We start from the raw sequence: 17,289 nt of genomic DNA, 5'->3' as shown, positions 1-17,289 counted from the left end.
TTCAGCTTTCGAAAGAAGCCTATCGCTCGTCGCCAATTGACCTTGCTCAAGGCGCCCGTGCAGGCGGTCGCGGATGCTGGACAGCATCCATCGAATGCTGACGAGGGTTTGCCATGACTGACCAAGTGAAGTCGCCCGTCGTCGAGCAACCCGCGACGCCCGGAGCGGATGTCCGTTGCGAAAAGGCGGGCGATCGCCGCTGGCTTTCGGATGCGTTGGAAGACGACGAAGTTCGCGAGGCCCAGAAACACGATGCAGCGTTCTTCAAAGCGGACGGCAGGACGGCGCATGACTGACGAAGGAGGTCTGCGGGCAACGCGTCCGGGTTCGATTCCAAAGCCGGCACACCGTGTCGACAGGGCTGCGGCGCTCCCGGGTGAGCAGCCCAACGGCGCCGAGGAGGAGAGCCGCGCGCGCGACGCACTGCGCAGAATCCTGCAATCGCCGAGCTATCAAGAGGCGAATCAGGATGAGAAGTTCCTGCAGAGCGAAGCCACCCGTGGCATTCGTCTCCAACTTGATTTCCTCAAGGCCGAAACCTTGCTACGCGAGCATCAGATCGCTCATACCATCGTCGTCTTTGGCAGCACCCGCATCTGCGAGGCAAGAGCGGCGCGCCGGGCCGTAACCTCGATAGCTGACGCGCTGTCGTTGAATCCCGACGATGAAGGCTTGCAGCGCCGTCTCAAGACGGCACGGAGCATTGCGGCGAAGAGCAAGTATTACAGAATCGCGCGCGAGTTCGGCCGGATCGTCGGCGCCGCAGGCGAAAAAGCCATTGGGGGCCGCCTCATGATCATGACCGGCGGCGGCCCGGGCATCATGGAAGCAGCCAACCGCGGCGCGCACGATGTCGGGGCCCAGTCTGTCGGACTGAACATTACCCTTCCGAACGAGCAGTACCCGAACCCATATGCCACGCCCGAGCTTTGCTTCAGGTTCCACTATTTTGCGGTGCGTAAGTTGCATCTCCTGATGCGCGCCCGCGCGCTGGTGGCATTCCCGGGCGGCTTTGGCACGATGGACGAACTGTTCGAAGTGCTGTCATTGGCGCAAACCCGAAAGATCGCGCCGGTGCCGGTCGTGCTGGTGGGCGAGTCGTATTGGCGTCGCGCGTTTGATCCGGACTTTCTTGTCGATGAGGGTATCATCGATCCGGAAGACCGGGACCTCTTTTGGTTTGCGGAGTCTGCCGAGGAGGCCTGGCGGGATATTCTGCGTTGGTACGAGGCGGCCGGCCGACCGCTCCTTCCGGTTGGGGACGAGGCCTCGCAGGGCAGGTCGATCAGTCAAGAGGCCGGATCGTGAAGTTGTCCTTCCATGGCGCCGATCGAGCGGTGACCGGGTCCTGTCACCTGGTCGAATGCCTGAACCGGCGCATTCTGATCGATTGCGGTCTTTTTCAGGGAAGCCGCGATCTGGTGGAGGAGAACATCGCCGCCTTCGGATTCGATCCCGCAACCATCGACTATGTTTTGCTGACCCATGCCCACCTGGATCACTGCGGCAGGGTTCCGTTGCTTACCAAGCGAGGGTTCAGGGGTGAGGTGATCACGACTGCGGCCAGTCGTGAGCTGACCCGTCTCGTGCTGATCGATGCCGCGCATATCCAGGAGGAGGACGCACAGCGGAGAGGTCGCCGAAGGCGCAGGCACGGGGACGACGATGCGTCGCAGCCGCTTTATACCGTTGTCGATGCGCTCGATTGCTTCGATCGGTTTGGAAGGACACCGGAGTACGGGCAACCATTACAGATCGCAGACGGACTTCGCGCGACCTTCTTCGATGCCGGCCATATTCTGGGCTCTGCGAGCATCCTGATCGAGGCGGCTGACCACGGCAGCACGCGTTCGGTTCTGTTTTCAGGGGATCTCGGCAACGCGGGGCGCCCGCTGCTACGGCCCCCGACTGCGCCCGCTCGCGCCGACATTGTCGTCATGGAGGCGACATATGGAGACAGGTGCCATCGGTCGCTAACAGACTCGATCGACGAACTGTACGGCGCGATTTGCAGCACGCTGGCGCGAGGCGGCAACGTCATCATCCCGACCTTTGCGCTCGAGCGCGCTCAGGAGATCCTCAATGTCCTGCGCGAGGGAGTGGAGCGCAGCAGGTTGCCGCCGGCCATGCAGATCTTCCTGGACTCGCCGATGGCGATCTCGGCAACCGAGATATTCAAGCGGCATTCCGAATGTCTCAGCTCTGAGGCCGCTTCGATGTTTCGTGAAGGACGGGATCCATTGCACCCGGCAAACCTGCGTCTCGTCCGCGAGAGCGCCGATTCGGTTGCCATCAACAGGATAACCGGCGGTGCCGTCATCATGGCCGGATCCGGGATGTGCACCGGCGGCAGGGTTCGCCATCATCTCCGGCACAATATCTGGCGCAAGGAATCGGCGATCGTGTTCGTCGGATACGCCGCCTCCGGAACGATTGCGCGGCAGATCATCGATGGGGCCAGGTCCGTGCGCCTGTTCGGCGAAGACATTGCGGTTCGCAGCACGATCTACACGATCAACGGATTTTCAGCTCACGCGGACCAGCAGGAGCTGCTCGCATGGCGACGCGCGATCGAGGGATGCGAGGCAACGTTCCTGGTCCATGGCGAAGAGCCTGCAATGCAAGCGCTCGCTGCGCATTTGGAGGGAATGCGGGTCGAGCTGCCGCGTCTGGGCGACGTGTTTGATTTATAGACGGGGTGCGCAGCCGAACCGGACAATCGGGTCAAACGGGTCATTTTGAGCGGTTTGTCGTTTCAGCTCGCAGCCTTCATGTCCTCGGGAGATTCGACGTAGAAGCCGGTATGCGTATCCACAAAGCAGAGGTGATCGTGCACCTTCTTGACGCCGGAAGTGTTCTCCGCGGCCACGATGGTTGCCTTACGCGCATGGTCGCTGGTGACGATACCATGCAGATGAACAACGCCGTTGCGGACGGTCACCTCGAACCCGATGGGACGCCAGCTCACGGCGTCGATCTGCTGGAGGATACGATCGCGGATATGATCGTCATCCGCGGTCGGGTCCGGGATCTCATGCGCCAGACTGGCCACGGCCTGGAGCAGATTTGACCGGGTCACGATGCCGACAACGTCCTTGCCGCGCATCACGGGCAGGCGCTTGATGTTGCTTTTCTCCATCAAGTGCACCAGCTCTTCGAGCGGCGTTTGCTCCTCGACCGTGACCGGATCCGGTGTCATCACGTCCTCGATCTTGCGACCGCGTTCATGGACGAAGTCCTCGGCAGCGCGGCCAGGTCCGAACAGGAACTGGAGAATAACCGAACGCTTGCGCCCGGTTCCGATCTCGCCGCGGCGCAAGAAGTCGCTTTCCGAGACGATTCCCGTCAACTTGCCGTCGTCGACGACCGGCAGGCCGCTGATGTGGTTCCGAAGCATGATCGTGGCGGCCTCCTCGATCGAGGTCCGAGGCGTAACGGTGACGACATTCTTGGTCATGATCTGGTGGGCGCGCATGAATGCCTCCAATGGGTCTGTCGATTCAAAATGACAGGCCTAATGCTCCTCGCTTTGACTTGGCGCAGCAATCCTATCGACGGTGTGTGCGGCGTAGCGTCTGCAGCGCGAATGCTCGCAGCCGCTTCGTTGCGCTGCGCTCCGACAGGTGGATGGCAGTCGAAAGCGACACGAACAAGAGAATCATCAAGATGGCTTTTGCTGTCTCACTCGTCATTCCGGCGACTCCGATTTGCGCGGTAGTCTGAAATTGAATGTCATCGCGGCGGAAGTCCTTGCTCTGGATCAACAGAGCGACAAGCGACTAGGAGACTTGTCCGGGCCATCGACGTTCCCGCAGCACCTGAGATGGTTTCTCGCCGACGTCGCTTTCACTGAGCCTGCTTCTCCTCCAGTTTCCGACCCACGCGGCAAAGTGCGCGCGGTTTGATCTGGCGCAAATGTCACGAGCGATCACTGCGTTACAAAGCTCTCGTCCTTGCGGGCCGAACACGCACGTCCTTCAGAGAGGCCAGATCGTGTTGCCGGCTGCGTTGGATGAAGGGCGGCGTTCGCCGCTGTATCCCCGTCGGCGGAGCCGCCCTTCCCCTGGACCGTTCCAATATCGAAGACCGAGGGTCGTATGCAAAAGGACTATGCCGACGTCTGCAAGCACATCTCCAGTAATCTGGGTCAGCTGCGCAAGGGCATTCCTGAAACTATGCGAGCGTTCTCGGCCTTGGCGCAGGCGGCCACCAGAAATGGCGCGCTTGATGCCCGGACGAAGGAATTGATCGCGCTCGCGTTGGGCGTCGCCGCTCACTGCGACGGCTGCATCGGCTTCCACGCCCAGGCCTTGGTCAAGCTTGGCGTCGGCCGCGAAGAGGTCGAGGAGACGCTCGGAATGGCGGTCTACATGGGCGGTGGACCTTCGTTGATGTACGCCGCTGACGCGCTGGGGGCTTACGACCAGTTTAAGGAACGTGCAGTGGCCTCCGAGCCGGCAATGGATTGATCCGGCTCAGCCCCTCGCGGCGCGAAGGTCATACGTCGTCGAAAATCCACATTGGAAACATCAGATGAGAAAACGCATTATTTCCACTGCCTTGTCCGCCGGCATTGCAATGACCGCGGCGTGCAGCCCGGCAGTCGCCGACGCCATCGGCCGCTACGAATGCAGCGTCATCGGTACGACAGCGCAGGAGCCGGTGGGCGATCGGGCGGGACACGTGCTCGCCAGCTTTCTCTATTCCTGCTTCGGCATCGATGGCTTGCTGAAGGGGGCGGTCGTGACGGCGATCAACGCCAGCGAGTGGGACGGCCCGAAGGGAACGCAGCTGGCGGCGGTCGGCATTCATCGCGCGCCCGGCGGCGAGGCGGTTGGCGAACTGCTGGAAGGGACCGGCGCTGTCGTCATGAAGGACGGCAAGCCGATCGGGACTGAGGCCGCGGGCAAGATGGTCTTCAAGTTCGGATCGGGCACCTTGGGCTCGCTTTCCGGGAAGACCGTCAGGTTCGTCAGCAAGCCGGCCGGACCTGGGCGCTTCACGCTCGATATCGTCGAGTAATGGAAGGCGCGGGCTGCGCGCGGCGTGCAACCCGTCTTCGATCAACGGCTTCGATCGGCCGGGAGGCCTGTGGGATGTGCTCTAGATATGCCAAGCAGCGCCCGTCGCAGCAACACGGGAACGAAGCGCAGCCGCCACGCCAGGCGGCGAAGAAGGCCGATGAGGTCGTGCAGAAGAAGCCGCGTGCCGGGAAGCCTCAGGACGACGCTTCGTACTGGGAATCCCGCGCCGAGCGGACGAAGCGTCTGGCCGCACGACATCAGGACCCGGCGACCCGCGATCACTTCATGAAGATCGCGGCCGGATATGAGGCGCTCGCGCGTTCGGCTCGCAGCGTTGGGCAGGATCAGGATTAGGCACCCGACGGACGAAGAGGCCGAGGCGGACTTGACCTGCCTCAACGTTGGCACGGCTGCCATGCGCGATAATGGGTTATTAGCTCAGCTTGATGGAGTAGGCACATGTTTATGGCCAATGTCATGGTTTACGTTGACCCTCAGCAACAGGACGAAGGACAGGTTCGAGTCGCCGAAGCCATTGCGGACAGGTTTCACGCATCGATAACCGGCGTTTCAGCGTCCACCATCGATCCGCCCGTTGTCGCCGAGGGGGTGATCATCGAGCAGACCACCGAAGACGATATCAAGCGGATGCGGGCCAATCTCGCGGCGAAGGGCGAGTGGTTCAGGAAGATCACGGGGCGGGAGCGTCACAAGGTTGAATGGCGGTGGGCGCTGGAACCCCCGACCGCGTTCCTGGCGGAGCAGGCCAGGGCAGCCGATTTGGTGGTCTTCAAGCGCCGGAAAGTCCAGTCCGACAATTTCCATTACCTCGATTCGGCCGAGGCCATTTTGCGCATGGGACGTCCCACGCTGTCGGTGCCGGAAGGCGTAACCGGCTTGTCGGCCGACCGCATCATCGTCGGCTGGAAGGACACCCGCGAGGCGCGCCTGGCGATCCGGGACGCGTTGCCCTTCCTGACACGGGCTTCCAAAGTGACAGTCGCCGAAATCTGCACGTCGGACGAGCAGGACGCCGCGATCCGCCGCTTGCGCGATGTCGCGAGCTATCTCGAACGGCACAGCGTCAATTGCCAGTTTGACGTTCGCGTCCACACGGCCGAGCCGGACGCAGAGTACCTCGTCAGACTGGCAAGGAATGAAGGCGCCGACCTCATCGTCACCGGAGGCTATGGACATAGCCGACTTGGTGAATGGATGTTCGGCGGCATGACGCGCGGATTGCTGCAGCACGCTCCCATTTGCTTGCTGATGTCGCATTAGATCGGCTGTGTCTCCCACGTTCGCGGTGACGGTGGCTCCTGAGGATCTCGGTCTTGCGGTCGCCATTGCCGTTTGGCGCGGTTGCCCAACGGGCGCGCGTCGGCGCAGCCTAGCCGTTTGGGGCCATGACAAATCGACGATGGCGATTTGGTGCCGATGCTGGCGGTAACCTTGCGCCTCGCGAATTGATCATAGTCAAGGGCCATGAGCCGGAGTGCGTTCAAAGTGGAGCTGGATCAAAGGAGGCTTATCGCCATGACACGCAACGTCGGATTCATTGATCAGTACGCCCGGATCATCATCGCTTTGGCTCTGATCGCATACACCGTGAGGGATGGATCGCTTGGAGCGGGATGGCTCGTCGCCGGTACCCTCGGTTGCGTCCTGCTTGCCACAGCATTCTTCTCGTACTGCCCGCTCTACACGTTGCTGGGAATCAACACTCGGCGGCAGAAGTTCAACTCGGTCTAGAGGTTTGGTAACGTAGATGGACTTCATTCTGCTTGAGTTGCGATCTCGCCTCAATCGTCTCGCCGCAGGCGCGGTTTGCAGAATCTCCGATTGCGATTACGAGCGGTTGTTTGGAATCAACGAGGTGGCTGCTGCCAAGGCCGAGCAGTTTGCCAAGATGCATCATTGCGTGAGCATCCCGGGAGAGGATGCGGTATACTTTCGAAAATGGAGCTCTGATGGGTGCAGTCCGGCTGAGCCGGCGCAGGGCGAAGCGGCGATATCCGTCGGTGCGAAACCGGTTCGGCAAATTTTCAATCGAGGGTAATAACGGTCAGGAGAAGCCGGAATATCTCCCAGCCGGCGGCGACCAATAATGCGCCAACGATCAGCAGACGGCCGTACCATGAGACAGTCGGACCGCTCCGACGCTGTCGGCGTCGCGCCTGCCTGTCGAAGGTCGACGCCGGCATAGAGTTGGCGCCGACGCGAGCAAAGTCATCGCTTGCGTCGCCAAGTTTCTGCCTGCCGTATTGCCGCGATCGATTCATTTGCCATCAAGCCGTACATCAACACAAATAAGGCTTGCATTAAGGAAGGCCGCCGGCCTTGATGCGGATCAATCCTGGTCCGGCTGTGCTCCTGATGTGCAATCGCTTCTGAGCATTGCGCTTTGCTCATCCCTTCAAAGCTTTGGCTTGCTCTCTCAAGCTGACGTTTCCGGCGATTCACGCCGCCGATGTCGGAATTTCCGTCGCAGGCGGGACCGAAGTGCGAGCCGCGGCGGAGGGCTTTGTTCAACTGAAGATCGCCCCAAGCGCGAGCCCCGTCCGCTGGCACGAGGTCGCCAGTTCGCAGCCCCCGCGACGTTTCCAGGGCACGAGCTCGCTCACCGGCAGTGTGACGATTGCGCCATCGCGAATGACATCGACCTGAATTGCAACCAAGCGTCGCAACATATCTATAACGTATTGATTTTAAATACGAATCTGGATTTAAGGGTGGCGAAGTGGCGTGTTGTTCTGGCCTGTTTCCGACCGCACTGGCCTGAATTGTTTTGGGTAGCAGCCTCAGTAGGGCGGAATTGCTGACGTTCGGCCGACAAAGACTTCCGCAAAGTGCGCACCGTAGCTCCACGGTGTACACAGTAACGTATGTTGTTTTGTCTGCATCAGTTTGGCAAGAAACAGCTTCTGGCTCCCATGCGAGGGGAATGAGCCATGGCTGATTTCATTTTCAGGGCGAACATCGCCCACTACAAGGAGCTGCTGGCCACTGAGACTGACGCAGGGAAGCTTGAAATGCTTCACAAGCTGCTGGCTGAGGAAGAGGCCAAGCTGGCTGAGTGGCGCAAGCAAAATCCAAGTCCGAAGGCCGCGGAGTAAGCTCTAGGTCGCGACGATGGGCACGGCAATGGGCAGCCTATCGGGCGCCGGCGGCTGATGGGCCGGACCGCGCCCGCCCGCAGCAGGGCAGATTACTTCGCGCGATGCGACCAAGGATCGCAAGCCGGGTTGATGGAGATCAAGTCCGGCGCGCCAGCAATCCGCTTTGCTCGGTCGCGGCCCCAACTGCGCACAGCAAACTGCCGGCTGTTGCAAGCTGGCAGCTTCTTTGGGCGGCCGCTATTCGATCGGAGACCTATAGATAAAGATGAGAACCTACTACTTCGACACGAAGGATGGCGTCCCAGTCCGTGATCGGATTGGACTTGAGTTTGCGAACGCAGCCGCCGCGATCAGGCACGGCAAGCAAATGGCGAGCAGGATTCGCAGCGAGGATCCCTCCGGCAACACTGATCGTCACGTGGTGGTCATCGACGACTCGGGTGCGGAAATTCACCGGGAGCCGATCTATCCTGCCTAGAACCAACTGGCCCCCTCTGGCCCCGACGCCGGGGGAGGCGCCAATCATCGGCGGCTTTTGCATGCCTACAAGGGCTGATCGTCTTCCGTCGAAGGCTCCTCCTGTAGGGAGACAAAGTCGCCGCCGCCATAGTCCTCTTCCGGCGGCGGGTGGCTGTTCTTCACCAGCTGGTCTTCGACCCGCCTCACGCCGGCGACGTTCTCCGCTGCAACGATCGCCGCTTTGTGCGCATTGTCGCTTCGGATGCTGCCGCGCAGGCTGACGATCCCGTCGTGAACGCTCACATTGAGAGCAGCAGGTCGCCAAGGTGCATTTGCCAGTGCGGCGATGACGGATGCGCGAATCTGATCGTCGTTGCCGGAAGAGGGCGGTAGGTCGAGGCGAAGGGTTGCGATGGCCGTCATGAAGTCCGTGCGTGTGACCATCCCGACCAGCTGATTGTCCCGCATGACCGGAAATCGCGTAACGCCGTGCGATTCCATGAGTTGGACGACCTGCTCTAGCGGGGTGTCCTCCTCGACAGTGATCGGGTTGGGCGACATGATCTGACCGACCTTGCGGCCGTGTTGGCGGGCGAAGTCGAGCGCGATCTGTCTCGTGCCTGCAAGCATCGCAAGCCAGCGGCCGCGGCGCTTCTCCGTTCCGACTTCCACGCGCCGGATAAAATCGCCGTCCGACAGGATCCCGACGAGCGCACCATCCTGATCGACGACAGGAAGGCCGCTGATGTGATGTGACAGCATCGTCTTGATGGCATCGATCACCGATGCATCGGCATCGGTTGTGATGACGTTTCGCGACATGATCTCCCGTACGCGCACGGCGTAGATCCTCCGACTTGAGCTCACAAAACTCAGCTAACTCCCAGCAGGAACAACATGTGTTGATCCTTATCAACGGGGCGGTCGTGTGATTGCGTTGATATGCCGGCGTGCGGCAGGCGGTCGAGCCGAGCAAGCCGCCGACAGCTGGTAATCGTCCCATGCTCTCTGACTGTATGACTGGTCGCTTGAACGGCAAGAATCCTCACCGGAACCTCACGCGCATGGCTCTTCATCCGGAGAGGGACGACAGCATGGCATTGGAACGTGATCTCCGGCTGGATCTGTGCCGAGGTCTTGCGCTCTGGTGCGTCTTCCTCGATCACATCCCCAACAACGTCTTCAGCTGGTTGACCTTGCGCCATTATGGCTTCAGCGATGCGACCGAAGTCTTCATGTTCGTGTCCGGCGTGACCTGTGCGCTGAGCTACAGCCGTGTCCGCCGTCGCGACGGGTGGCCTACGGTCTTCGCACATACGCTGCTGCGAAGCTGGGAGATCTATGCGGCCTTTCTCATCTTGACCATCGTGCTTGCTTTGGTGGTGTACAACTCTGGAAGCGAGCGACTGGCCGACGAAGCCAACGTGAAGATCCTGCTGCAAAATCCGGGCGCAGCACTCACTCACGCCGCCATCCTGATGTATCGCCCCGTCAACACCGATGTCCTGCCGACCTTTGTGCTCTTTCACCTGATGTTTGCGCCCGCCCTCTGGGGAATACTGAAGTTTCCCCGTGTGTCCCTGCTGATCTCCGCGATCATCTATGCACTGGTCCAATTGTACGGCTGGAACTTGCCGGAGTGGCCGGTCAATCAGTGGTACTTCAATCCGCTTGCCTGGCAGTTCCTGGTCGTTCTTGGGGCGTGGTGGGCGATCCGGGGCCGTCGAACGTTCGGGCGAAAAATAGTTTCGTGGCCTGTCGTTGCACTTGCGATAACATACCTCGCCTTTGGTCTTGTGATCACGTTGAGCTGGGAGATCGAGCCATTGGCGGCCGCAATTCCTGGCTATATTGCGCGGTTGATCTATCCGATCGACAAGCCGGATCTGGACCCGCTGCGGTTGCTGCATTTCCTGGCCATCGCCGTCGTCGTAGCGAGGTTCGTGCCGCCGAATTGGCGGGGATTTGCCAAGGTCGGTCTGAAGGGCGCAATTCGTTGTGGCGAGCGTTCGCTCGAAACCTATTGTGCAGCCGTCGTGCTCTCCCTGTTGGCGAGTTTGTATCTCATCGAAGTGTCTGACAGCATGGCAGCGCAGTTTGTGACGAGTGCCGCAGGGATCGCGGCGCTCGTTCTGTTTGCGACATGCATGGCCTGGATCGGCAAACGAAGCCGCCAACATCCGAAACTGCTGTAGAGGGTACGGGCACCGCGGACGGTAGCGATTCGCCCGCCCGATTGCTTCGGACTAACGATGCCGCTCGAGACCTGTCCTGCGATAGGTGATCGTCAAGTCCGACCGCATTCGACTCCTTCGCCTCTCGCTCGCGACCGATCTAAGCCTGTCGCGCCCTTCTCAAGCCGCTATGGCCCGGTTCGACATCGCACGGTTGCGCAGTTCTACCCGGCGCGCGGTCGGAAGGGCGATGACGCCGCTCTGCTCGAGTTGGGTAAAGGTGCGTGACACCGTCTCGATCGTCAGACCGAGATAGTCGGCGATATCCTGCCGCGACATCGGAAGCTCGATGACGGCATTCTTGACGGCCCGGCGCGCCATGTCGTGGAGGAAGCCGACGACGCGCTCGTCGGCGCTGCAGATCAGCAGCATCAAATGCTCCTGGAAGCGACGCAATTCCTGGGCCGTCGCATCCCACAGCTGCCGTGCCAGCTCCTTTTCGTGCGTCGCACGGACCATGAGCGCGGCGCGCTTGACCACGATGACCCGCGTCTCGGAGACGGCCTCAGCTGAGGAGATATGGGTCTCGCCGGCCTCGAAGCCGAAGATATCCCCGGGCAGATAAAATGCGCCGATCTGGCGACGTCCGTCTTCCAGGATTTTGTAGGTTCGGACGGCGCCGGAAACGACCTGGTAGAGGTATTCCGCGGCTTCATCCTCGCCGTAAATCTCGCTGTTGCGGGCGAACCGCATCGGCATTCCGATCATGCCGAAAGGCCCCTCAACGCGCGCCTGCCGGTTGAGGATGCTGGTCGGGTGACGGCTGCTCTCGACGGAAATGGCGTTCTGGGTCTGCATGGCGACGCTCCATGATGGGAAGATCGATGGAGGCAGACTGATCGCATCGAATGGATCGGGAAATTGGGATGTTTCCCCTAAGTAGAAGCCACTTACGTATTTGTACGTAGGCGGCGAGACGGTCTCCACGCGCCGCGAGACATCGGTCCACAACACGCGAATTAAGAAGCTGGACTACATGACATGCTTGTCAGGAAAGGAGGCTCGTGTGCTGGCGCGATCCTTGTCCTGGTCCTGGCGCTGCCAACGCGTCGTGCTGTGATCGGTCACCGCGAGCACGAGCGCAAAGATTGCGAAAATGAGACAGACGGCTGTGACGACAAGTAGTGTGCTCATTGCCATGTTGGGCTCCTCGATCTGATCAGCCGGCCGCCTTGATGTCCTCCGGCGACTCTACGTAGTAGTCGGAGGAGCCATCGACGAAGCAGAGATGGTCGTGGACCTCCTTGACGCCCGAGGTGTTCTCGGCAAGGACGATTGCGGCCCGGCGAGCCCGGTCATCGAAGGTCTGGCCATGCAGGTGCACGACGCCGTCGCGCACCCAGACCTGGAAGCCGGGGGGACGCCAGCCCGTCGCGTTGATCTCGCGCATGATCCTCTCACGGATGTGGGTGTCATCAGCTGTCGGATCGGGAACGTCGCGCGCCAGCGACGCGACGGCCTGAAGGATGTCTGCCCGCGTAACGATCCCGACCATGGTCTTGCCACTCACGACGGGCACTCGCTTCACCCCATGCTGGTGCATCAGATCCACGATCTCATCGAGCGGCGTTTGCTCTTCGACGGTAACCGGGTTGGTGGACATGACGTCCCCAACCTTGCGGCCGCGTTCATGCACGAAATCGGTCGCGGCACGACCGACGCCGGTGAACAACTCGAGCCAGGCCGAACGCTTGTGTCCCGTGCCGATCTCCGCGCGCTGCAGAAAATCTCCCTCCGACACCATGCCCCTGAGCGTTCCATCTTCGTCCAGCACCGGCAGACCGCTGAGATGGCATCGCAGCATAATATTGGCCGCATCCAGGATTCTGGTGCGCGGACTGACGCTGATGACGTGCTTGGTCATGATCTGATGCGCACGCATGGCGGACCTCCATGTTGGGGGCTGCACAATAGAGCTCTGCGCATCTCGCACATTGACCTGGCTCAACGGTCCGGCTTGCTGCGCTCCAGCGATTTCAGGAATTGGATGAAGTCGGCCACTTGGTCCGGCTCGAAGCTGAACTGGGGCATGGTCGGATGACCGGTGATGATTCCTTCCGCCAGCGCTTCCCGCAGCGTCTCGACCGGGTAACGTTCATGCAGTGTCCGGAACGGCGGCGCTATCCTCAGCGGGCTCGGGCTCACCCGGTCGATTGCATGGCAGCGGGCGCAGTAGAGCTGAGCAAGGCGACGGCCTTGCTCCTGGCCCGCCGCGGCCGGAGTCGGCGTGGTGCAGAACATGCCGATGATGATGCAGCCACGAGCGACATGGTGCCGAAATGTCCTGGCGGGATGCTCCACAATTCTGCTCGCGCCTAGTGAGACATCAGGACCGGGACGGTCATCGCACGCAGCATGTCGCGCGTCACGCCGCCGAGCAGGGTTTCCTGCAGGCGGGAGTGGCCGTACCCACCCATTACCAGAAGGTCGAGGCTCTCATCCGCAGCGATCGACAGCAGGATCGACTGAACTTCTGACTTGGACGCCGGCAACGAGGTGATCTTGGCCGGAAGCCCCGCCTTGGCAAGATAGCGCACCAGATGGTCGGTGGAGCTTTCGGCGGGAATTGGATCAGCGCCGTCGATGGTGATGACCGCGAGCACATCGGCCGCGCGCAGCAGCGGCATTGCGTCGTGAAGGGCGCGGGCGGCGAGCCGGCTGCCGTCCCAGCAGATCCCGATCCGCTTCGCCGAAAATGCGCCGTGGAACGTGTAGGGCATGAAAAGGACGGGTCCGCCGGCCTGGAACAAGAGCTCCCGCGGGATAATGTTGTCGTAGCTATCGTACTCACCCAGCGGCTGCGCCACCACCGTCAGGTCATGCAGTCGCGCGCTTGCGCAGATGGTCTCGCGAGCATCGATGGGGATCGCACCCACGGCGCGGGTCGCGTAGGATATCCCGGCATTCCGTGCCTCGATATCGAAGACGCGCAGCGCCGCCTCGGCGCGCTCGAGGGCTTGCGCATGTTCGACCTCGAACAGCGAGGCGACGGCCGCGCCGCTTTCGGCAACGAACGGTACGCTTGCAGTCTCGTAGCCGATTGCCATTGCGTCGAGATGCGCGCCGGTGCTCAGCGCAAGCGAGACCGATCCGTCGACTGCAGGGCGCGGCGACAGCTCGGTGGGAATATGGACCAGGATGTTCGTGAACACGGGCCGTTCTCCAACATGGCGAAAGAGACAACCATCGAAGCATGGGAGGGCGCGGCACAATTTGATCTGCCTCATACGCGCTGGTTGATCTTTTGAGCGAGATCACACCTGCCTTGGGCAATTGTCGTACGAAGTCGCGCCATGTCGATCGCGATTACGATCGTGCAGGAAACGCGAACCGAACGCGAGTTCGAAGCATAAGCGGGCTGGCGGCGTCACCCGTCGGCCCGCGTTCCAGACTGACGTTCCGGCATGGTGGCTTCCCGATTGGTGAAGGTCATCAGCAGCAATGACAGCCCGGATCCTGCTGCCACGAACGCCGCGGTCCAGGCAACCGCGGACACGACGAAGCCTGCCTCGAACCGCCACAGCACCTGCGGCTCGGTCGAAGCGAGCGGCAAGACGTCGGGAAAGAACCAGCTGTAGAACAGAACAAGTCCCGCCGCTGTGACGGCGCTTCCGGCAAAAAGATAGGCCAATGCGCGCTTCATGGCATCCCTCCCGCATAAGCAGGAGGATGCTGACAGACATCAACCGGTCCACCAATTCCGGATATTTCCTTAGGGAATGTTCCGTCCGTCTGAGTCAAGCGACGCGTGTGGTAGACGGGGTTCGCTGCGTAGGAGGGGGCGTCGCGGGCGAACCGGAGGCGTCCACGATCTGCCAATCGATACTACCGGTATCGACACTGTCCTGGAAAAGGACAGCGGTTCAATGAGCCGGCATCCACCTCAAGGCCGGGTGCATGGCGGAACCCGCCTGGGTCTGTGCTTTGATCACGTGACGTTGGCGTGATTTTGATTCTGGTCAACGGCCGAGTGGCTGCTCCCGACTAACGTTGGTTTGCAATCAACTCTCATACAGGAGGTTACTGATGGTCAAGGACATGATTCCCGTTGGAGCCGAACGCGCCTTGGCGCGGCGGGAGAGCAACCCCTTCACATTCCTGCAGCAGGAAATCGACCGGCTGTTCGATGGATTCGGTCGCAGTTTGCCGGCCTTCGCCGCGCCGCAGGCGATGATGCCGCGAATGGACGTCAGCGAGACCGACAAGACTGTCGAGATCTCAGCCGAACTACCCGGCCTCGAGACCAAGGACGTTCAGCTTAACCTCGCGGACAACACGCTCACGATCCGGGGCGAGAAGAAGAGCGAGCGCGAGGAGAAGGATAAGGACTATCACCTGATCGAGCGCAGCTTCGGCGCGTTCTCGCGGTCCGTCGCATTGCCCGAGGGCGTCAAGGAGGAAGACATCAGCGCCGAAATCGCCAAGGGCGTACTCAAGGTCACCGTCAAGAAGCCGGCTCCCAAGCAGAGCAAGCAGATCGACATCAAGACGGCGGCGTAACCGCCTGCTGGCGCGTTGCTCGTCAGGGAGCGGCGCGCCCGCCAAATAGCCATCTGTTTACGGAAATCGGCCCGTACGCGTTCTCCAGGAAACCGTTGCGAGCAACATGACGAAGCGGTGCGAAGTGTCGCCCCCGAAGATGACCGTCGGCGACTTGTACCGGCTGCTCGCAAAAGACGACTATGACGCCTATCCCGTGCTCCGCTACGATGTCGTGGTCGGGTTCGTCACGAAACTCGACGCCTGAAGGTGCGCCGCCACGAGCGCCATGAATCGCGCCTTGATGATGCCGACCTTGAAATGAATGACTGAAACAACGTCATGGAGGCGTGGCGGCGAAGACAGACCTATCTGGCCCAGGCACGCCAGTGTGTGGGCTGCACCACGATGCGTTCTGTGGTCCCCGCCTTCACCCAACCGCCCAGAATGCGGCGGCAAGGAAAGACGAGCTTATGAATCGCGTTACCCTCGATCACAGCGAGCTCAACGTCCCGATCGAAGGGGGCCGTCGCGACTCCCTCCCATGTTTCGCTGACGCTGTTCTTTGGGCGCTCTGGAGCGTCGCGTGCCGGCACGTTAAGCAGCCTTCTGAGTAACCTCGTCATCGACATCAATGGTCTTTCGTGCAAACAGGTTCAGCTCGATCGTGCCCAGCGAACGCGCTGTCTCGATCACGTACGTCGCGTCGTTTGCGCTACGCGCGGTAACGCCCTTGGCCCAGTCCTGCAGAGCCGTGACCTTCTCGGCCACGGAGGCGGTGGAATTGAACCTGCGGAACAGCTCCCAGGCTTCGTTCGATTCGACCTGAATCTGCTCGAACCAGTGCTGGTTTGCCTCAATCAGCTTTTCCGAGAATTCCGACTGGACGGCCATCGTCCGCTTCGCGAAGCTCTGAATGGCGTCGGAGACCGCACGGACTTCGATTTGGCCTGTCATGTTCAACATCCTTCATTGGAGGAAGCTTCGTATCGCATAGAGGCGCCACCTGCGCGTTGATATGCGTCAACTCGATAGTTTCGGGCCGCACCGGTTCCGGCGATCAACCTGGCTGCGCTTGGCATCAACGAACCAACATCTCCGATCATCGGTCGTGGCGCTTTGATTCCCGTCAGGCTTGCGGGAGATCAAAACGAATGAGTCGCGCTTGTGGGAATTTACTGTCGAACGGAGAGCGGCAATGCGCACCCATCGCATCATGGCGAGACATATCATCACCGTCGGAACCGAGACACCCATTCTCGACGCAGCCAAGCTGATGATGGATCATCACATTAGCGGCCTGCCGGTGGTCGATGCGACTGGAAGACTGGTAGGTATCCTGTCGGAGACCGACTTCTTACGGCGCAGCGAGATCGGTACGCAACGCCGCCGTGCCCGCTGGCTTCAGTTCCTTCTCGGCTCGGGCCACGCAGCTGCTGACTTTGTCCACGAGCGCGGGCGGAAGGTGGGAGAGATCATGTCGCGTGATCCGATCACCGTGACGGAAGAGGCGCCTCTGCCCGATCTGGTCGAGCTCATGGAAAAGAGAGGCATCAAGCGGTTGCCGGTGATGCGCGACGGTCATCTTGTCGGCATCAGCGGATGAGCGAACGGCCGCCGCAAACGCAGCGAAGGAGACATCGTGCGCCGCGCAATCCTGCTCATTCCGTTGATCGTGACCGCAGTGGTCAGCGCGGATGTCGTGGCATTCGCCGCGATTCCAGCCGACGGTGAGACGTCATGAGCGTTGGATCGTACAAAGGAATTGAATACTCAATCATTCAGTCGATCTATCCCAGGGGATGGCGATGGACGATCCAGACCAGTACCAAGTCCGGCCAATCCGACACTGCCCCTACGCAGCACGAGGCCAAGGTGGCCGTATTTCGAGCAATCGACCAAGTTGCCGCGTCCCTGTATTACCAAGATCTGGATCTGCGACATTACTTCGTAGCGCGCGTGTAAGTATTTCGA

The 17,289-nt window shown here is 60.9% G+C and carries 24 protein-coding genes and 1 pseudogene; 15 read left to right on the top strand and 10 right to left on the bottom strand.

The window, feature by feature from the left end; all coding sequences use genetic code 11:
* The first annotated feature begins 113 nt into the window (after window positions 1-113).
* Genes E2I15_RS19385 through E2I15_RS19375 form a run of 3 tightly spaced genes read left to right on the top strand, consistent with a single transcriptional unit; the run spans window position 114 to window position 2,693 of the window.
* Window positions 114-296 (top strand): hypothetical protein, encoded by a 183-nt coding sequence (locus E2I15_RS19385; RefSeq protein WP_137478697.1) that lies wholly within the window; start codon window positions 114-116, stop codon window positions 294-296.
* Window positions 289-1,308: an LOG family protein gene (locus E2I15_RS19380; RefSeq protein ID WP_137478696.1), complete on the top strand. Its 1,020-nt coding sequence runs from the start codon at window positions 289-291 to the stop codon at window positions 1,306-1,308. The genes E2I15_RS19385 and E2I15_RS19380 overlap by 8 nt, the downstream gene beginning before the upstream one ends.
* On the top strand, window positions 1,305-2,693 hold the full coding sequence (locus E2I15_RS19375) for an MBL fold metallo-hydrolase RNA specificity domain-containing protein (RefSeq protein ID WP_137478695.1): 1,389 nt from the start codon (window positions 1,305-1,307) through the stop codon (window positions 2,691-2,693). The genes E2I15_RS19380 and E2I15_RS19375 overlap by 4 nt, the downstream gene beginning before the upstream one ends.
* 62 nt (window positions 2,694-2,755) lie before the next feature.
* On the opposite strand, the gene E2I15_RS19370 is transcribed toward E2I15_RS19375, so the two are convergent.
* A complete protein-coding gene (locus E2I15_RS19370; RefSeq protein WP_137478694.1) occupies window positions 2,756-3,475 on the bottom strand; it encodes a CBS domain-containing protein in 720 nt (239 codons plus the stop codon).
* Between the two features lie 622 nt (window positions 3,476-4,097).
* Here E2I15_RS19370 and E2I15_RS19365 point away from each other — a divergent pair.
* The 6 genes from E2I15_RS19365 (at window position 4,098) to E2I15_RS19340 (ending at window position 7,083) form a co-directional block, all read left to right on the top strand.
* Window positions 4,098-4,469, top strand: a complete 372-nt coding sequence (locus tag E2I15_RS19365; RefSeq protein ID WP_137478692.1) for a carboxymuconolactone decarboxylase family protein — start codon at window positions 4,098-4,100, stop codon at window positions 4,467-4,469.
* Window positions 4,470-4,533: 64 nt separating this feature from the next.
* Window positions 4,534-5,022: a hypothetical protein gene (locus E2I15_RS19360; RefSeq protein ID WP_137478691.1), complete on the top strand. Its 489-nt coding sequence runs from the start codon at window positions 4,534-4,536 to the stop codon at window positions 5,020-5,022.
* Entirely contained in the window at window positions 5,022-5,378 is a 357-nt protein-coding gene (locus E2I15_RS19355; protein ID WP_137478690.1) for a hypothetical protein, read from the top strand. The genes E2I15_RS19360 and E2I15_RS19355 overlap by 1 nt, the downstream gene beginning before the upstream one ends.
* 105 nt (window positions 5,379-5,483) lie before the next feature.
* Window positions 5,484-6,305, top strand: a complete 822-nt coding sequence (locus tag E2I15_RS19350) for a universal stress protein (protein ID WP_137478689.1) — start codon at window positions 5,484-5,486, stop codon at window positions 6,303-6,305.
* 255 nt (window positions 6,306-6,560) lie between these two features.
* Window positions 6,561-6,776, top strand: a complete 216-nt coding sequence (locus E2I15_RS19345) for a YgaP family membrane protein (protein WP_155262462.1) — start codon at window positions 6,561-6,563, stop codon at window positions 6,774-6,776.
* A 16-nt stretch (window positions 6,777-6,792) separates the two neighbouring features.
* A complete protein-coding gene (locus tag E2I15_RS19340) occupies window positions 6,793-7,083 on the top strand; it encodes a hypothetical protein (protein WP_246668035.1) in 291 nt (96 codons plus the stop codon).
* Window positions 7,084-7,253: 170 nt separating this feature from the next.
* Here the strand turns inward: E2I15_RS19340 and E2I15_RS19335 are convergent, their stop codons facing one another.
* The gene (locus E2I15_RS19335) at window positions 7,254-7,556 is read right to left on the bottom strand and encodes a hypothetical protein (RefSeq protein WP_137478687.1); all 303 of its coding nucleotides are present in this window, start codon (window positions 7,554-7,556) and stop codon (window positions 7,254-7,256) included.
* A gap of 419 nt (window positions 7,557-7,975) precedes the next feature.
* Here E2I15_RS19335 and E2I15_RS38780 point away from each other — a divergent pair, with 419 nt between their 5' ends.
* Window positions 7,976-8,140, top strand: a complete 165-nt coding sequence (locus E2I15_RS38780) for a hypothetical protein (RefSeq protein WP_170991493.1) — start codon at window positions 7,976-7,978, stop codon at window positions 8,138-8,140.
* A 268-nt stretch (window positions 8,141-8,408) separates the two neighbouring features.
* Window positions 8,409-8,621 (top strand): DUF6894 family protein, encoded by a 213-nt coding sequence (locus E2I15_RS19330; protein WP_137478686.1) that lies wholly within the window; start codon window positions 8,409-8,411, stop codon window positions 8,619-8,621.
* Between the two features lie 65 nt (window positions 8,622-8,686).
* Here the strand turns inward: E2I15_RS19330 and E2I15_RS19325 are convergent, their stop codons facing one another.
* The gene (locus E2I15_RS19325; RefSeq protein ID WP_137478685.1) at window positions 8,687-9,424 is read right to left on the bottom strand and encodes a CBS domain-containing protein; all 738 of its coding nucleotides are present in this window, start codon (window positions 9,422-9,424) and stop codon (window positions 8,687-8,689) included.
* A gap of 206 nt (window positions 9,425-9,630) precedes the next feature.
* On the opposite strand from E2I15_RS19325, the gene E2I15_RS19320 reads away from it, so the two are divergent.
* Window positions 9,631-10,797 carry an OpgC domain-containing protein gene (locus E2I15_RS19320; protein ID WP_246668034.1) on the top strand — a complete coding sequence of 389 codons (1,167 nt, stop codon included), beginning with the start codon at window positions 9,631-9,633 and terminating at the stop codon, window positions 10,795-10,797.
* 159 nt (window positions 10,798-10,956) lie between these two features.
* Here the strand turns inward: E2I15_RS19320 and E2I15_RS19315 are convergent, their stop codons facing one another.
* From E2I15_RS19315 to E2I15_RS19290, 6 genes are all read right to left on the bottom strand, one after another.
* The gene (locus E2I15_RS19315) at window positions 10,957-11,787 is read right to left on the bottom strand and encodes a helix-turn-helix domain-containing protein (RefSeq protein WP_246668033.1); all 831 of its coding nucleotides are present in this window, start codon (window positions 11,785-11,787) and stop codon (window positions 10,957-10,959) included.
* 21 nt (window positions 11,788-11,808) lie between these two features.
* On the bottom strand, window positions 11,809-11,976 hold the full coding sequence (locus E2I15_RS19310) for a hypothetical protein (RefSeq protein WP_155262461.1): 168 nt from the start codon (window positions 11,974-11,976) through the stop codon (window positions 11,809-11,811).
* 19 nt (window positions 11,977-11,995) lie between these two features.
* Window positions 11,996-12,718 (bottom strand): CBS domain-containing protein, encoded by a 723-nt coding sequence (locus E2I15_RS19305; protein ID WP_137478684.1) that lies wholly within the window; start codon window positions 12,716-12,718, stop codon window positions 11,996-11,998.
* Window positions 12,719-12,780: 62 nt separating this feature from the next.
* On the bottom strand, window positions 12,781-13,077 hold the full coding sequence (locus tag E2I15_RS19300) for a c-type cytochrome (RefSeq protein WP_137478819.1): 297 nt from the start codon (window positions 13,075-13,077) through the stop codon (window positions 12,781-12,783).
* Between the two features lie 74 nt (window positions 13,078-13,151).
* A complete protein-coding gene (locus E2I15_RS19295; RefSeq protein WP_137478683.1) occupies window positions 13,152-13,988 on the bottom strand; it encodes a universal stress protein in 837 nt (278 codons plus the stop codon).
* A gap of 215 nt (window positions 13,989-14,203) precedes the next feature.
* On the bottom strand, window positions 14,204-14,479 hold the full coding sequence (locus tag E2I15_RS19290) for a hypothetical protein (RefSeq protein WP_137478682.1): 276 nt from the start codon (window positions 14,477-14,479) through the stop codon (window positions 14,204-14,206).
* Between the two features lie 383 nt (window positions 14,480-14,862).
* On the opposite strand from E2I15_RS19290, the gene E2I15_RS19285 reads away from it, so the two are divergent.
* Both E2I15_RS19285 and E2I15_RS19280 read left to right on the top strand, forming a co-directional pair.
* Window positions 14,863-15,336 carry an Hsp20/alpha crystallin family protein gene (locus E2I15_RS19285; RefSeq protein WP_170991492.1) on the top strand — a complete coding sequence of 158 codons (474 nt, stop codon included), beginning with the start codon at window positions 14,863-14,865 and terminating at the stop codon, window positions 15,334-15,336.
* A 106-nt stretch (window positions 15,337-15,442) separates the two neighbouring features.
* Window positions 15,443-15,583, top strand: a complete 141-nt coding sequence (locus E2I15_RS19280) for a CBS domain-containing protein (RefSeq protein ID WP_246668032.1) — start codon at window positions 15,443-15,445, stop codon at window positions 15,581-15,583.
* Between the two features lie 329 nt (window positions 15,584-15,912).
* On the opposite strand, the gene E2I15_RS19275 is transcribed toward E2I15_RS19280, so the two are convergent.
* Window positions 15,913-16,272 carry a hypothetical protein gene (locus tag E2I15_RS19275; RefSeq protein ID WP_137478679.1) on the bottom strand — a complete coding sequence of 120 codons (360 nt, stop codon included), beginning with the start codon at window positions 16,270-16,272 and terminating at the stop codon, window positions 15,913-15,915.
* A 241-nt stretch (window positions 16,273-16,513) separates the two neighbouring features.
* Here E2I15_RS19275 and E2I15_RS19270 point away from each other — a divergent pair.
* Window positions 16,514-16,912, top strand: a pseudogene (locus E2I15_RS19270) (CBS domain-containing protein); the annotation flags it as partial.
* Window positions 16,913-17,289 lie beyond the last annotated feature (377 nt).

The organism is Bradyrhizobium sp. BR2003 (assembly GCF_009720285.1).
Classification (GTDB): Bacteria; Pseudomonadota; Alphaproteobacteria; order Rhizobiales; family Xanthobacteraceae; genus Bradyrhizobium; species Bradyrhizobium elkanii.
This window is presented reverse-complemented; position numbering and strand designations above follow the sequence as displayed.